Raw genomic sequence first — 14,303 nt, 5'->3', positions numbered from 1 at the left:
AGCGCTGTGCTGTCAGCGCGTCAGCCAGCGCAGGTCTTCCAATCCCGGCACCGCCGGCATGCTGTCCAGCGCGCCGCGCGCCAGCCAGGGGTAGGGCAGTGCGGTGATCCAGCCGAACACCGCCGGCATGGTGTCGGCGGGCAGCGTCGCCATCGATTCGATGGTGATGGTCAGGTGCTTGACCCGATGCGGTTCGGCCTGGAAGCGCCAGTCGTAGCGGCCGCAGCCCACACGTACCTTGCCGCTGGCCTTTTCCGTCATCGCCACCATCCAGTCGCAGCTGAATTCACCCAGCACCGCGTCCGGCGCGGGACGGTCCAGGTAGAAGGTGTAGACGTTGTCGTAGGTCTGGCCGAAGGCGCGCGACAGCGTATCGGCGATGGCGGGTTCGCCGGCGACTTCGGAAGGGAAGGCGATCGCCTGCGTCTTGAGCACCATGTTCAGGCGCGCATCCGGGGCGAAGGCGCGGGCCATGTACCAGGGGCGGTTTTCGTCCTTGGCGTGGAAGTAATCGCGCAGCAGCTGTTCGGTGGTGGTTTTCATGAGTCTGTCCTGGTCGCGTCGCCTGCGTGGCGTTGATCCGTCGCCTGGATGTGGATGCCTGCCGTCGCCATCATTTGGCGGGTGCTATCCATTTCGACACGGTGGGCGGCGTGTAGGCGGCGAATTGCTCCAGCAGCCGGCCCGGATCGCTTTCCACCGCCAGCATGGCGCGATGCTGCGGCCGCATGAAGGCTTCTTCCACGGTGTGGTCCAGGAATTCGGTCAGCTTGTCGAAATAGCCGGCGATGTTCAGCAGGCCGCAAGGCTTGGCGTGAAAGCCCAGCTGCGCCCAGGTCCAGGTTTCGAAAATTTCTTCGAGCGTGCCGACGCCGCCGGGAAGCGCCACGAAGCCATCGGCCTTTTCCGCCATCAGCGTCTTGCGCTCGTGCATGGACGTCACGATGTGCTGCTCGGTCAGTCCGCGGTGGGCCAGTTCTTTCTTGACCAGGGCTTCGGGGATCACGCCGATGGCGCGGCCGCCGCTTTCCAGCACCGCGTCGGCCAGGATGCCCATGATGCCGTTGCTGGACCCGCCGTACACCAGCCCCAGGCCGCGCCGCGCCAGCTCGCGGCCGAAGGCGCGGGCGGCTTCGGCATAGACAGGTTGCCGGCCGGCATTCGAGCCGCAGTACACACAGATGTTTTCGAGTTTCATGCTTGCATCGCTTGTAATCGTGACGGCCTGGGGCTGCGTCCCGCATTCCGGATTTCGGAATTTGGATTCCACATCCCGCATGCGCCAGGCCCGGCGCGGTGGCGCGAAAAAGCCGGGCGCAAGGCCAGGGGCGAGGCCGGGCGCGAAACTTGCGTAGCCCCCCAAACCAAGCCCGAAGCCCGGTAGTTTACGCATATTTCGGCGCGCAACCGCCGGGGCGGCGATACAACGCCCTAGACAAGGAGAGTCTTATATGGATATGTCCACCCAATCGAAGAAGGCCGATTTCCACGTCGACGTGCAGGCGATGCGCGAGCGCGCCCGCAAGGGGCTGGAAGACGGCGCGGTCACCGAAACCTACCGTGCCGATCGAGAGACCGTGCTGCGCCTGCTGAACGACGCCCTGGCCACCGAGCTGGTCTGTGTCCTGCGCTACAAGCGCCACTTTTTCATGGCGCGCGGCATGAACGCCGAGCCGGTGGCGGCGGAATTCGCCGAGCACGCCACGGAAGAGCAGCAGCACGCCGACCGCATCGCCGAACGGATCGTTCAATTGGGCGGCGAGCCGGACATGAACCCGGCCAACCTCGCCAAGCGCAGCCATTCCGAATATGTCGAAGCGTCCACGCTGGAAGACATGATCAAGGAAAACCTGGTGGCCGAGCGGATCGCCATCGATAGCTACAAGCAGATCGTGGACTATATCGGCGAAGACGATCCCACCACGCGCCGCCTGATGGAAGAAATCCTGGCCGTGGAAGAAGAACACGCCGACGACCTGTCGGACTTCCTGGACTGACCGGCGCGCCGCCCGGGCGATCAGGCCCGGGCGGCGGCGCGGCCGTCTCCGGCTTGCTGCGGTATCAACGCTCGATCGCGTCGGCCCACAGATCGTATTCATCCGCGTCCGTCACCGTGGCGCGGATCAGGTCGCCCGGCTTGAGCGGCTGTTCCGACGCCACGTAGACGCTGCCGTCGATTTCCGGCGCATCGGCGCTGCTGCGGCCGATGGCGCCGTCTTCGTCGACCTCGTCGATCAACACCTCGATCTCGCGGCCCACGCGCGCCTGCAGGCGCTCCGCCGAAATCTGCTGCTGGTGCGCCATGAAGCGCTCCCAGCGGTCCTGCTTGACCTCATCCGGCACGGCATCGCCCAGCGCATTGGCGGGCGCGCCTTCCACCGGCGAATACTGGAAACAGCCGACCCGGTCCAGCTGGGCTTCGCTCATCCAGTCCAGCAGGTATTGGAAGTCTTCCTCGGTTTCGCCGGGGAATCCGACGATGAAGGTGGACCGCAGCGTCAGGTCCGGACAGACCTCGCGCCATTGCTTGATGCGCGCCATGGTCTTGTCTTCGAACGCCGGCCGCTTCATCGCCTTGAGAATGCGCGGGCTGGCGTGCTGGAAGGGAATATCCAGGTAAGGCAGTATCTTGCCTTCCGCCATCAGCGGGATCACTTCGTCGACGTGCGGGTAGGGATAGACGTAGTGCAGGCGGGTCCAGACGCCCAGTTCCGACAGCGCCGAACAGAGTTCGGTCATGCGAGTCTTCACCGGCCGGCCGTTCCAGAAACCGCTGCGGTATTTCAGGTCGACGCCGTAGGCGCTGGTGTCCTGCGAAATCACCAGCAGTTCCTTGACGCCGGCCTTCACCAGCCGCTCGGCTTCGTTCAGGACGTCGCCCACCGGCCGGCTGACCAGGTCGCCGCGCATCGACGGGATGATGCAGAAGCTGCAGCGATGGTTGCAGCCTTCCGAAATCTTCAGGTAGGCATAGTGGCGCGGCGTCAGCTTGACGCCTTGCGGCGGCACCAGGTCCAGGTAGGGGTTGTGCGTCGCGCTGGGCGGCGCGGCCTGATGCACGGCGCGAACCACCTGCTCGTACTGCTGCGGGCCGGTCACCGCCAGCACGCTGGGATGCACGTCGCGGATGGCGGATTCCTCGACGCCCATGCAGCCCGTCACGATCACCTTGCCGTTCTCGGCCAGCGCTTCGCCGATCGCTTCCAGCGATTCGGCCTTGGCGCTGTCGATGAAGCCACAGGTGTTCACCACCACCACGTCGGCGTCGTCATAAGACGGCGTGACGTCGTAGCCTTCGGTGCGCAGCTGGGTCAGGATGCGTTCGGAATCGACCAACGCCTTGGGACAGCCCAGCGAAACGAAGCCGACGCGCGGCGCGCGGCCGTTGCCGCCACCGCCGCTATTGGCGGTCGCGCCGTTGCCGGTGCCGCCGTTCATGCCGGCGGGCGCCGCCTTGCTGGCGGCCGTATTGCTGGAGCCATTGGCGGCTCGCGATTTTTCCAGGATTTCCAATCTAGTTCACCGTGGTTACGCGCACGGGTCCAGGCCGTGCGGCGGGATAGTCGTTTCGATTCAGGCGGGCGGCAGGCCGGACTCGTCCGCATGCCAGCGCGGCAGGTCGCGCAGGGTTTCCGGGTGCAGCATCGCCACCTGCAGCAGGGTTTTGGCCGCGCCGGACGGATTGCGCCGGCCCTGCTCCCAATCCTGCAAGGTGCGCACGCTGACGCCCAGCAGTTCCGCGAAGTCCGCCTGGGGCAGGCCGACGCGGCTGCGCGCTTCGCTGATGCGCGACGGCTGCCGCCGGGCGGCGCGCGCCGGCGGGGTGGTTTTTTCCATGATTGATCGATGCGTGGGTGGAGCGGCTGCGCGCCGCCACCCTGGTTCTAGCCGCCGTGCCTCGGCGGCACGGGGATGAGCGCGGGATTATACGGCATTGCCGTATTCCCGTGATGGGAGGATGCGCAGGGGACCTTGGACCTCAGGAGCCGTAGCGGCCGCAGGGGCCAAAGGGCAGCAGGGGCAGCAGGGGCAGCAGGGCCCCCGACCCGCCTGCTATGCGCCGCGACTCCTGGCGACGCGCGCGGACACTTCGCGCCGGCGCTCGAGCATGTCGCGCGCGGACGCCCGCACCTGCTCGACCAGCTCGGGCGCCGCGACCCGCGGATGGCCGCTCTGGAACGGCGGCGCGGGATCGTATTCCAGCATCAGCTGCAGCGCCTTGGCGGGGCCTTCGCCGCGCAGCCTGGCCAGCACCGTGAATGCGAAATCCAGGCCGGACGTCACGCCCCCGCCGGTGATCCGGTCCCCGTCCACCACCACGCGATCCGGCAGCGCCTCGACGCCGAACAACGCCAACTGGTCGATCGACAGCCAATGGCAGGTGGCCTTCCGTCCGTCCAGCAGTCCCGCGGCCGCCAGCAACAGCGACCCGGTGCAGACCGAGGTGACCAGCTCCGCGCCGGCCGCCTGCCGCCGCAGGAAGCCGATGACCTCGTCATCCTCCATCAACGGCGTCTGTCCCGGTCCGCCCGGCACCACGATCACGTCGTACTGCGGCGCGTCGTCGAAGCTCCTGTCGGGCGTGAGCACCAGGCCGGTGTCGCCCCTGACGGGCTCGCGGCTTTTCCAGACCAGCTCGGCCTGGCAATCCGGCGCGCGCGCCAGGACTTCGAAGGGTCCCAGGATGTCCAGCGACGTCACCAGCGGGAAGACCAGCATCCCGATGCGGGTCTTGCGGGTCTTGCGGGACTGGTCCTTGGCGTCCGGGCTTTGCGCGGCGCGGCTTTCGGTATCGGTTTTCATGATGTCACCCTGCCAGCATGGCGGCGTCCGTGCCGGACATTTATGTGCCATTTGAAGACATCGCCGCGATTCGCGGAACGGGAATGTCCTGAAATGGCATGCAAATGTCCAGTCGCCATGGCCGCGGACGGCGACACTCGCAGCTAGGGGAACCGCCCGTCGGCGGTCTATATAAAGGTCAATCATGAATCGCAGACGCATAGCCCTGCAGATGCTGGGCGGCCTGGCGTTGATACGCCCGGCACTTTCGATCGCCGCCGACGCCCATCCGGGCGTGGTGCGCGTACTGGTGGGATTTCCGCCCGGCGCGACGGGCGACAGGATCGCCAGGGTGGTGGCGCCGGTCCTGGCGGCCGCGTTGCAGGCCAACGTCGTGGTGGAGAATCGTTCCGGCGCGGGCGGACAGGTCGCCGTGGGCTTCGCGAAGACCGGGCCGGCCGACGGCAGCGTGCTGCTGCAGACCATAGGTTCGTCGATGGTGATCTACCCCCACACCTACCGGAACCTGCCCTACGACCCGTTCCAGGACTTCGTGCCCGTCGGCACCGTGGCCACGGCGCCGATCGCCTTCGCCTGCGCGCCGACGGTGCCGGCCAAGACCTTGAGGGAAGCGATCGCCCTGATCCGCCAGAACCCCGAGTTCGGCTTCTACGGTTCGCCGGCTTCCGGCAGCGTCTTCCACTTTTCAGGCGTGCTGCTCCAGCGCGAGATGGACTGCAAGTTCACGCACGTGGCCTATCGCGGTTCAGCGCCGGCGCTGGCCGACGTGATGTCCGGGCAAATCCCGTTCGCCTTCCTGGCGACCAGTGATATCCTCGATCATCATCGCGCGGGCAAGCTCAAGATACTGGCCGTGACCGGAGACTCGCGCACCTCGCAGCTGCGCGACGTGCCGACGTTTCCCGAAGAAGGCTACAAGGCGCTGGTCAGCCGGGAGTGGTTTTCCTATTTCCTGGCGCGCAACGTCGACGCCGCCACCGTGGCTCGCTATCGAAGCGCCTTGCTTGCCCTCGTGAAGGATGAAAAAGTCCGCGCCCCGCTGCTGGCGGCGGGGCTGGAGATCGGCGATGGGGACGCCGCCACGCTGGCCGACACCATGAAGAGGGAATATGCCCAGTGGAAGCAGGTTGTCCAGGAAATCGGTTTCGCCGCGGACTGACGCGGTCGTGGCGCGCCTGCCCGCCGTGGGCACTCGGGAAGTCGGGATCGTCGTTTTCAACGACGTCCTGCTGCTCGACGCGACCGGCCCCGCCGACGTGTTCAGCCGGGCCAATCATCACCAGCGCCGTGCCGACGAACCGGATCGTTACCGCGTCACGGCGATTTCCTCGTTCGGCGGCGAGATCGCCACGTCCTCCGGCCTGCGCCTGCAGAGCGCCGCGTTGCCGCCGCCCGACATCTGCGCCTTCGACACGCTGATCGTCGCTGGCGGACCCGGCGTGATGAATGCGAAGCACGACCTGCAGCTCAGGAACTGGCTCCTGGCGGTGGCGCCCCGCGTGCGGCGCGTGGGCTCGGTCTGCACGGGCGCGTTCGTGCTGGCCGAGTCGGGCCTGCTGGATGGCGGGCCGGCGACGACGCATTGGGGATATATCCAACGCTTCGCCCATCTTTATCCGGCGGTGCGCGTGCATGAAGACACGCTGTTCACGCGCCAGGGCAAGATGTTCACGTCGGCCGGCGCTTCCGCCGGCATCGATCTTGCCCTGAGCCTGGTCGACGAGGATTTCGGCAGGGAGCTGGCCCTGGCGATCGCGCGCGATCTGGTGGTGTTCCGCGTGCGAGCGCCGGGACAAGGCCAGCAAAGCACGGCGCTGGCCGCCTACGGCGGTTCCACCGATCGCCTGCGGCGGGCCACCGATTTCATCCTCGCGCGGCTGGAGCATGGCGTGACGGTGGACGAAGTGGCCGAGCACGTCTGCCTGGGCACGCGCCAGCTGGCGCGCACGTTCAAGGACGTATTCGACCTGTCGCCCAACCAATACATCCGGGCGGCCCAGGTGGACCTGGCGCGGGAACTGCTGTCCGGCACGAACCAGTCGCTGGACAAGATCGCGCTGCGCTGCGGCTTTTCCGGGCGGCAGCAAATGGCGCGCGCCTTCGAACGCCGGCTGGGCGTGTCGCCCATGTCGTTCAGGACGGAAGCCGCGTGAGACGGCGACCCCTGTGCGATCAGGAAACCTTCAACGCGCCATCAATGCGCGCCGGGAATCGCACGGTCAGATGGAATCCGCGTACCACCGGCATTTCCACCAGCTCGGCAGCGTGCAGCCGCGCGATGCGCGCGACCAGCGACAGGCCGATGCCGGTGCCGCCTTCGGTCCTGCCGGGCACACGGAAGAAGCGGTCGTAAACGCGGCGGCGATAGGCGGAGGGTATGCCCGGACCGTCGTCGGCGATCGCCAGCACGGGCGCACCGTGGTCCAGGCCGCAGGACACCTTGATGTGCCCCTGTTCCGGCGTATAGCGCACGGCGTTATCCACCAGATTCCCCAAGAGGATGCCCAGGGCGTCGATGTTCCCCCGCACCGGGCAGCTTTCCGCGGCGATCGCGATCTTCTGCGACTTGTGCGCGGCCTTGCCCTCGAAATCGCGCACCACCAGGTCGACGATATCCGCCAGGTCGACATCTTCCATGGGCAGGGCCTCGTCCGAATCCAGGCGGGCCTGGTCCAGCAATTGCTCGACGATGCGCGCGGCGCGCGCGGCGGCGGCCTGCAGCTTGGCGGCCTCGGCGCGCGTGGTGTCGATGTCGTGCGACGACGTCGCGCGCTGGGCCTGCGCCTGGATCGCGGCCAGCGGCGTGCGCAGTTCATGCGCGGCATCCGCGATCAACTGGCGTTCGCGCGCCAGCGCGGCCTCCTGGCGTTCCAGCAATTGGTTGATGGCGACGACGAACGGGCGGATCTCGCTGGGCAAACCGTCCTGCCGCAAGGGCGAGTTGTCGAACGGCGAGCGGCGCGCGATCACGTCGCGGGCCTGGTCCAGCGCGCGCAGGCTCAGGTGGACCGCCGTCCACATGATGATCGCCAGCAGCAGGAAGATCCCGATCGCGGCGAACACGCCTTCCCTGACCCAGGCCTTGTAGGTCGCCGCCAGCTCCGACTGGCCTTTGGCGGTCTGCACCTGTATCGTCCCGGTGCGGTCCGACAGCGCATACACGCGCCGGGTCTCATTGTCCGCGTCGATGGAGCTGAAGCCTTCGGAAAAGCTGGGCTTCATGGGCAGGTCAGGCGCTCGGGGCGAGCGCAGGATGAGCTTGCCCGAAGGCATGTGCCAGACCTGGAAAAGCATGTCTCCTTTCGGATCCGCCTCGCTGTCCGGCAGGCTGTAGGCGGCGATGGAGTCATGGGGCGACAAGGTGCGCGGGATGGACTCGACGATTTGCCTGGCGATGTCGCGCAGCCGCTCGTCCAGGTAGCCCGTTTCGGGCCGCTTCATATCCCAGGCCCGCAGCGAATACCAGGCGCCGCCGAAGGCGACGATGCCGATCAGCATGGCGCAAAGCAGCCGGACACGCAGGCTGTCGTGCTGCGCGGCCAGGGCGCGCCAGGCCCTCATGGCTGCGCCTCGCCTATGCGGTAGCCGAAGCCGTGCACCGTGGCGATCAGATCGTTGCCCAGCTTGCGGCGCAACTGGTGGACATAGACCGCGACGGTATTGCTTTCGATGGTGCCATGGCGGCCGTATACCGCGTCCTCGAGCTGTTCGCGGGTCACCACATGGCCCTGGCGTTCGAGCAGCGCGACCAGCGTGCGGTACTCGTGGATGCTGAGCTTGACCGGCTGGCCCGCCAGCCTGACGTGGCGGCGCGCGGGGTCGACCTGCACGTCGCCAATGCGCATCAGCGGCACCACGCGGTGGCTGGCGCGCCGGGTCACGGCGCGCAGCCGAGCCAGCAGTTCTTCGACGGGGAAGGGCTTGACCAGGTAGTCGTCCGCGCCTTCGTCCAGCCCCTTGATCCTGTCGCTGAGCCGGTCGCGCGCCGACAGGATGACGACGGGCGTGGCGTCGTAGCGTTCGCGCACGCTTTTCAGGATGCCCAGGCCGGAACCGTGCGGCAGTTGCAGGTCCAGCAGGATCGCGCCGTAGTCGTGGTCGGTGACCGCGGCGCGCGCCTGCGCCGCGTCGGTCATCCAGTCGACCGCATAGCCCGCTTCCCGCAGACCGCCGCATAGGGCGTCCCCCAGCATGGGGTCGTCCTCGATAAGCAGGATGTGCAAGGCGTGGTCTCCGGTTCGGGAATGACGCGCAGATTACGGGTCCGGAATTAAAAAACTTTTAAAACGCCTTGCCGAGAATCCCAGCCCGGAAGGCCGCCCCGTCGCGCGGCCATGGGCGAGGGTAAATCAATGGCAATCAGATCAAGGGTGCTGCGTTCCCGCGGCGCATCGTTCGCAGGGCGCCGGCTGCACGCCGCCTGGGCGGGGCTGGGCGTGTGGGCCATGCTGGCCGGCGGCGCCGTCCGCGCCGAAAACAGCGTGGGCCTGGGCGTGGGGATCGTACCCGAATACGCCGGCGCCAAGGATTATCGCGCCAGGCCTGTGCCGCAGCTTTCCTACGAGCGCGGCGCATTCTTCGTCGGCACCAACGATGGCCTGCCGTCCCTGGGCCTGCAGACCAGGCTGGCGCCGGACTGGCAGGCCGGCGTGTTCGCGGGTCTGCGGCTGGGGCGGGACGCGGACGATTACGACCGCCTGGAAGGCCTGGACGATATCGACACCCATGCCACCGCGGGCGCTTTCGTGCGCTGGCAGCCGGGCCGCTGGCGCGTGACCGCCACCGCGATCCAGGCCTTGCGGTCGGGCTATGGCACCCGCGTGGAGCTGAACGGATCCTATGCCGTCTGGCAGTCCGGGCCCCACGCCGTGCGGCTGGGCGCGGAGACGACCTGGGGCAGCCATGACGACATGTCGACGTGGTTCGGCGTCAGCAGCGCGGAGTCCGCGCGCAGCGAGGCCGGGCTGGGAAGCTATTCGGCGGGCGCGGGTTTTCGTTCCGCCACGCTGTACGCCAACTGGCGCTACGCCCTGGATACGCAATGGAGCCTGTCCACCACGCTGGGCGTGCGCAGTCTGCTGGGCGACGCGCGCGACAGTCCCATCGTCGAGCGCCGCACCTCGGCCTTTGGCATCGTGGGAATCAGCTATCGGTTCTGAACGCCGGTTCCGCCGCCCGCGAGCAGGTACCATTACGGGGTTACCCACCCCGCCTTATCGCTTCCCCATGCCAGACCCGACGTCATCCCCCGCGGCCGCGGCGCCGTTGCGCGATCTCCTTGCGGAAAGCGCCGCGGTCGCGCGGGCGGTATTGGCGGGCCGTTCCATGACCGACGCCATCGCCGAGGTCCCGGCGCCCTTGCGCGCCGGCACGCAGGCGCTTTCCTTCCATGCCATGCGCCGGCTGGGAGAAGCGCGCGCCCTGCGCCGCATCCTGGCGCCGCGCACGCCTCCGGAGCCGCTGGCCGAAGCGCTGTTGCTGGTCAGCCTGACGCTGCTGCTGCCGGATACCGCGCCTTCCGGGACCTCGGCGCCGGTGTACGCGCCTTACACCGTCGTCGACCAGGCCGTGCAGGCCGCCGCCGGCATGCCCCGCGTCGAGCCGCTGAAAGGCTTGGTGAACGGCGTGCTGCGCTCCTTCCTGCGCGACCGGGACACCCTGCTGCCGCAGCTCGCGCGCCAGATCGAGGCGCGCTGGAACCACCCGCAATGGTGGGTGGACAAGCTGCGATCGGCTTACCCGGAACACTGGGAATCCATACTGGCGGGCGCCAACATCCCATCCCCGCTGACCTTGCGGGTCAATCGCCGCCGCGCCACGCGGCAGCAGGTGCTGGACGCATTCCAGGCGGCCGGCATCGGCGCGCAACCGGTGGCCGACATGGGCATCATGCTGGACCAGCCCCGTCCGGTGCAGCGCCTGCCGGGTTTCGACGACGGCTGGTGGTCGGTCCAGGACGCCGGGGCGCAGCTGGCCGCGCCGCTCCTGGGTGCAGCCGATGGCATGCGTGTGCTGGACGCCTGCGCCGCGCCCGGCGGCAAGACGGCCCACCTGCTCGAGCTGGCCGATATCGACCTGCTGGCCCTGGACGCCGACGCGGGCCGCCTGCAGCGCGTGGGCGACAACCTGCGCCGGCTGGGCCTGGACGCGCCGCGCGTCGCGCTGCGCGCCGCCGATGCCGCCGACCTGGGCGCCTGGTGGGACGGCAAGCCTTTCGATGCCGTGCTGGCGGACGTCCCATGCACCGCGTCGGGCATCGTCCGGCGGCACCCGGACATCCGCTGGCTGCGGCGGCCCGACGACGTCGCGCGCACCGTCAAGCTGCAGGCCCGTATCGTCGATGCGCTATGGCGCACCGTGGCGCCGGGCGGCCGGCTGCTGTACGTGACCTGCTCGGTATTTCCCGATGAAGGCGAGCGCCAGGCCACGGCCTTCGCCGCCCGCCACGCCGACGCGCGGCGTCTGGAAGCGCCCGGGCAGTTGCTGCCCGTCGCGTCCGGCGCAACAGACACGACACAACATGACGGCTTTTTCTATGCCTTGTTTGCCAAGGCCAGCTGAATCGCCAAGAATAAAGGGGTTGCAGCGCTGATTCATCGTATGCCCATATCCACGCGCCTGTTCGTGCTCTTGCTGGCCACCGCGCTATCGCTGCCGTGGGCGGGGATCGCGCACGCCGCCGATCCCAAGGTCGTCAACGTCGATCCTGTCATCCGCAATGGCAAGGTGGAAATCGACGCCGACATCCGCGTCGAACTGAACGACCAGCTGCGCGAGGCGGCCGAACGCGGCGTGCCGCTGTATTTCACCGCCGACGTCGTCATCACGCGTTCGCGCTGGTGGTGGCTGGACACCACGGTGGCCGACACCAACATGACCTGGCGCATCGTCTACAACGCCTTGACGCGCCAATGGCGCGCCGGCGTCGGCGAACTGAATCTGCCGGTGCAGTCGCTGGACGCCGCCATGGACATGGTGCGCCACATACGCGGCTGGGCCGTGGCCGACGCCGCCGACCTGGCGACCGGCGTGCGCTACGACGGCCGCCTGCGCCTGCGCCTGGATACGTCGATGCTGGCGCGGCCCTTCCAGGTCAACGCCCTGAACAGTAGTTCCTGGTCCGTGGCCACGCCGTGGAAGGACTTCGACTTCGCCCTCGCCGATCCCGCGGGAGACAAGCGATGAGGCTGCTCCTGCGCATCGCCCTGGTCGCGGGTGCGCTGGCCGGCATGCTGCTGCTGGGCCTGCTGGCCTGGTCCACCGGCAATGCCTCGCGCCTGGCGCGCTACTACGACGCGCTGCTGCTGCTGAACGGCGTGGTCGCGCTGGCGCTGTTCGCCTGGGTGGTGGCGCTGACCGTCAAGCTCGTGCGCCAGATCCGGCGGCGCCAGTTCGGCGCACGGCTCACGGCGCGCTTCGCCCTGGCCTTCACGCTGATCGGCGTGGTGCCGGGCGCCCTGATCTACACCTTGTCGGTGCAGTTCATGTCGCGGTCCATCGAGTCCTGGTTCAACGTGCGGGTCGACAGCGCCCTGGAATCCGGCCTGAACCTGGGCCGCGCCGCGCTGGACTCGCTGCTGGCCGACCTGGATGCGCGGGCGCGTTCCATGGCCACGGAACTGAACCGCTCCAGCGAAGCCAACATCGCCTTGACGCTGACCCGCCTGCGCGAAGCCAACGGTGTGCAGGAAGCCCTGGTATTCACGGGCGGCGGCCGCATGATCGCCTTTTCCACCAGCCAGTACGGCCAGTTGCTGCCGGAACTGCCGCCCGCCACGGTGCTGAACCAGTTGCGCCTGTCGCGCGGCTATTCCGCGGCCGAAGCCGACGATCCGCTGGACCGGGGGCAGGGCGGCCTGCACCTGCGGGTGGTGATCCCGCTGATCTCGCCCGACCGCTTCGACACCCTGGGCAGCGCCGGCGGCGAACCCCGCTGGCTGCAACTGGTGCAGCCGGTACCCGACCAGATCGCGCACAACGCCAACCGCGTGCAGCAGGGGTTCCGCGACTACCAGGAGCTGGCGCTGTCGCGGCTGGGCCTGCGCAAGCTCTATGGCATCACCTTGACGCTGGCCCTGCTGGTGTCGGTCTTCACCGCCATCGCCGTCGCGCTGTCGCTGTCCAAGCGGCTGGTGCGTCCGCTGCTGCGCCTGGCCGCCGGCACGCAGGCGGTGGGCATCGGCGATTACCGGCCCCTGCCCGAACCCCCGGAACGTGACGAAGTCGGCCAGCTGACGCGCTCCTTCAATGCCATGACGCGCCAGCTGGACGAAGCGCGCCGCATGGTCGAAAGCAACCGCCAGCAGCTGGAGCGCTCCAACGTCTACCTGGAAAGCGTGCTGTCGAACCTGTCCTCCGGCGTGCTGGTATTCGACGAAGGATTCCGTGTCACCACGGTGAACCAGGGCGCGCAGACCATCCTGCAGGCCGACCTGCGCTCGGTCATCGGCCGGCCCCTGGAAACCGTCGAGGGCATGCTGCCCTTCGCGCAAATCGTCCGGCAGGCCTTTGCCGCGCACACCGCCGTGGGGTCGGAGCGCCTGCACTGGCAGCAGCAGTTCGAAATCCAGCTGAGTCCCGCCGCCAGCCACCCCGCGGCCCAGCAGGCCGCCACGTTGCTGGCGCGCGGCACCCATCTGCGCGTGGATGGCCGGGGCAACGGCTATCTGGTGGTGTTCGACGACATCACCGAACTGATGTCGGCCAACCGCGCCGTCGCCTGGGGCGAAGTCGCGCGCCGACTGGCGCACGAGATCAAGAACCCCCTGACCCCCATCCAGCTGTCGGCGGAACGCCTCGCCATGAAGCTCGCCGACCGCCTGGAGCCCAAGGACAGGAGCATGCTGGAGCGCTCCACCAACACCATCGTCAACCAGGTCGCCTCGCTCAAGCACATGGTCGACGATTTCCGTGAATTCGCGCGTACGCCGCCGGCCGTCATGAAGCGCATCGACTTCAATGAACTGGTCTCCGACGTCCTGACCCTGTACGGCTGGGATCCGGTCGAAGGTCTCATGCGCGATCATGTCAATTCGCTCAATCTGGAAGTCGCCCTGGAGCCCGGCCTGCCGCCCATCGAAGGCGATCCCACGCAATTGCGGCAGGTCATACACAACCTGCTGGCCAATGCGCGCGATGCCATTACCGGCCAGCAGGAGGGCAAGGTCCGCGTGTCCACGCAGCTGACCCGCGCGCGCCAGGGCGATGGCGAAGAGCAATTGGCCCTGCGTTTCACGGTGGCCGATACCGGCCCGGGCTTCTCGCCGCAGGTCATGCAAAGGGCCTTCGAGCCCTACGTGACCACCAAGGCGCACGGGACTGGGTTAGGATTGGCGATCGTCCGCAAGATCGTGGAAGAGCATGGCGGGCGCATCGATCTGGCGAACCGGCGCGAAGGCGGGGCGCGCATTTCGATACTGTTGACCCGCCTGGCGGGCGGGGTCGATACTCTGGACGCAACCGCACAACAACAGGATAATGCGGCTACGCAATAGGTGGAC

The 14,303-nt window shown here is 67.9% G+C and carries 14 protein-coding genes; 7 read left to right on the top strand and 7 right to left on the bottom strand.

The genetic code is table 11. From position 1 onward, the window contains the following. Positions 1-12 precede the first annotated feature (12 nt). On the bottom strand, positions 13-543 hold the full coding sequence (locus CAL26_RS25295; RefSeq protein ID WP_094849391.1) for a hypothetical protein: 531 nt from the start codon (positions 541-543) through the stop codon (positions 13-15). A 70-nt stretch (positions 544-613) separates the two neighbouring features. Beyond that, positions 614-1,198, bottom strand: coding sequence for an LOG family protein (locus tag CAL26_RS25290; RefSeq protein WP_094849390.1), 585 nt, complete (start codon positions 1,196-1,198; stop codon positions 614-616). A 253-nt stretch (positions 1,199-1,451) separates the two neighbouring features. Here CAL26_RS25290 and CAL26_RS25285 point away from each other — a divergent pair, with 253 nt between their 5' ends. Beyond that, on the top strand, positions 1,452-1,997 hold the full coding sequence (locus CAL26_RS25285) for a ferritin-like domain-containing protein (protein WP_094849389.1): 546 nt from the start codon (positions 1,452-1,454) through the stop codon (positions 1,995-1,997). Between the two features lie 64 nt (positions 1,998-2,061). Here CAL26_RS25285 and rimO read toward each other — a convergent pair whose 3' ends face one another. The 3 genes from rimO to CAL26_RS25270 form a co-directional block, all read right to left on the bottom strand. Then, the gene (gene rimO, locus CAL26_RS25280) at positions 2,062-3,438 is read right to left on the bottom strand and encodes a 30S ribosomal protein S12 methylthiotransferase RimO (protein WP_094850078.1); all 1,377 of its coding nucleotides are present in this window, start codon (positions 3,436-3,438) and stop codon (positions 2,062-2,064) included. Between the two features lie 135 nt (positions 3,439-3,573). Further along, positions 3,574-3,837: a helix-turn-helix domain-containing protein gene (locus CAL26_RS25275; RefSeq protein ID WP_094849388.1), complete on the bottom strand. Its 264-nt coding sequence runs from the start codon at positions 3,835-3,837 to the stop codon at positions 3,574-3,576. A 216-nt stretch (positions 3,838-4,053) separates the two neighbouring features. Next, positions 4,054-4,719, bottom strand: a complete 666-nt coding sequence (locus CAL26_RS25270) for a DJ-1/PfpI family protein (protein WP_256988689.1) — start codon at positions 4,717-4,719, stop codon at positions 4,054-4,056. Positions 4,720-4,987: 268 nt separating this feature from the next. Between CAL26_RS25270 and CAL26_RS25265 the strand changes: the two genes are divergently transcribed. Both CAL26_RS25265 and CAL26_RS25260 read left to right on the top strand, forming a co-directional pair. Beyond that, entirely contained in the window at positions 4,988-5,962 is a 975-nt protein-coding gene (locus CAL26_RS25265) for a tripartite tricarboxylate transporter substrate-binding protein (RefSeq protein WP_094849386.1), read from the top strand. Between the two features lie 7 nt (positions 5,963-5,969). Further along, positions 5,970-6,956 carry a GlxA family transcriptional regulator gene (locus tag CAL26_RS25260; protein WP_179283481.1) on the top strand — a complete coding sequence of 329 codons (987 nt, stop codon included), beginning with the start codon at positions 5,970-5,972 and terminating at the stop codon, positions 6,954-6,956. Positions 6,957-6,975: 19 nt separating this feature from the next. Here the strand turns inward: CAL26_RS25260 and CAL26_RS25255 are convergent, their stop codons facing one another. Beyond that, positions 6,976-8,364, bottom strand: coding sequence for a sensor histidine kinase (locus CAL26_RS25255; protein WP_094849384.1), 1,389 nt, complete (start codon positions 8,362-8,364; stop codon positions 6,976-6,978). After that, the gene (locus CAL26_RS25250) at positions 8,361-9,026 is read right to left on the bottom strand and encodes a response regulator transcription factor (RefSeq protein WP_094849383.1); all 666 of its coding nucleotides are present in this window, start codon (positions 9,024-9,026) and stop codon (positions 8,361-8,363) included. Before CAL26_RS25250 ends, CAL26_RS25255 begins: the two co-directional genes overlap by 4 nt. A 129-nt stretch (positions 9,027-9,155) precedes the next feature. On the opposite strand from CAL26_RS25250, the gene CAL26_RS25245 reads away from it, so the two are divergent. The 4 genes from CAL26_RS25245 (at position 9,156) to CAL26_RS25230 (ending at position 14,297) form a co-directional block, all read left to right on the top strand. Beyond that, a complete protein-coding gene (locus CAL26_RS25245) occupies positions 9,156-9,962 on the top strand; it encodes a MipA/OmpV family protein (protein WP_306437107.1) in 807 nt (268 codons plus the stop codon). Between the two features lie 67 nt (positions 9,963-10,029). Next, positions 10,030-11,364: a 16S rRNA (cytosine(967)-C(5))-methyltransferase RsmB gene (gene rsmB, locus CAL26_RS25240; protein WP_094849382.1), complete on the top strand. Its 1,335-nt coding sequence runs from the start codon at positions 10,030-10,032 to the stop codon at positions 11,362-11,364. Positions 11,365-11,403: 39 nt separating this feature from the next. After that, positions 11,404-11,988: a DUF4390 domain-containing protein gene (locus CAL26_RS25235; RefSeq protein WP_094849381.1), complete on the top strand. Its 585-nt coding sequence runs from the start codon at positions 11,404-11,406 to the stop codon at positions 11,986-11,988. Further along, a complete protein-coding gene (locus CAL26_RS25230; RefSeq protein ID WP_094849380.1) occupies positions 11,985-14,297 on the top strand; it encodes a sensor histidine kinase in 2,313 nt (770 codons plus the stop codon). The genes CAL26_RS25235 and CAL26_RS25230 overlap by 4 nt, the downstream gene beginning before the upstream one ends. Positions 14,298-14,303: the final 6 nt, after the last annotated feature.

Origin of the sequence: Bordetella genomosp. 9 (genome assembly GCF_002261425.1) — a bacterium.
GTDB lineage: Bacteria > Pseudomonadota > Gammaproteobacteria > Burkholderiales > Burkholderiaceae_B > Bordetella_C.
The sequence above is the reverse complement of the archived record's forward strand: the minus strand, read 5'-3'. Positions and strand labels throughout refer to the sequence as shown.

Bases quoted from the DNA above. Each gene is read 5' to 3' on its own strand.
- CAL26_RS25245 (WP_306437107.1), top strand. From the start codon at position 9,156: ATGGCAATCAGATCAAGGGTGCTGCGTTCCCGCGGCGCATCGTTCGCA.
- CAL26_RS25270 (WP_256988689.1), bottom strand. From the start codon at position 4,719: ATGCTGGTCTTCCCGCTGGTGACGTCGCTGGACATCCTGGGACCCTTC.
- CAL26_RS25290 (WP_094849390.1), bottom strand. From the start codon at position 1,198: ATGAAACTCGAAAACATCTGTGTGTACTGCGGCTCGAATGCCGGCCGG.
- rimO (WP_094850078.1), bottom strand. From the start codon at position 3,438: ATGAACGGCGGCACCGGCAACGGCGCGACCGCCAATAGCGGCGGTGGC.
- rsmB (WP_094849382.1), top strand. From the start codon at position 10,030: ATGCCAGACCCGACGTCATCCCCCGCGGCCGCGGCGCCGTTGCGCGAT.
- CAL26_RS25230 (WP_094849380.1), top strand. From the start codon at position 11,985: ATGAGGCTGCTCCTGCGCATCGCCCTGGTCGCGGGTGCGCTGGCCGGC.
- CAL26_RS25265 (WP_094849386.1), top strand. From the start codon at position 4,988: ATGAATCGCAGACGCATAGCCCTGCAGATGCTGGGCGGCCTGGCGTTG.
- CAL26_RS25235 (WP_094849381.1), top strand. From the start codon at position 11,404: ATGCCCATATCCACGCGCCTGTTCGTGCTCTTGCTGGCCACCGCGCTA.
- CAL26_RS25255 (WP_094849384.1), bottom strand. From the start codon at position 8,364: ATGAGGGCCTGGCGCGCCCTGGCCGCGCAGCACGACAGCCTGCGTGTC.
- CAL26_RS25295 (WP_094849391.1), bottom strand. From the start codon at position 543: ATGAAAACCACCACCGAACAGCTGCTGCGCGATTACTTCCACGCCAAG.
- CAL26_RS25285 (WP_094849389.1), top strand. From the start codon at position 1,452: ATGGATATGTCCACCCAATCGAAGAAGGCCGATTTCCACGTCGACGTG.
- CAL26_RS25275 (WP_094849388.1), bottom strand. From the start codon at position 3,837: ATGGAAAAAACCACCCCGCCGGCGCGCGCCGCCCGGCGGCAGCCGTCG.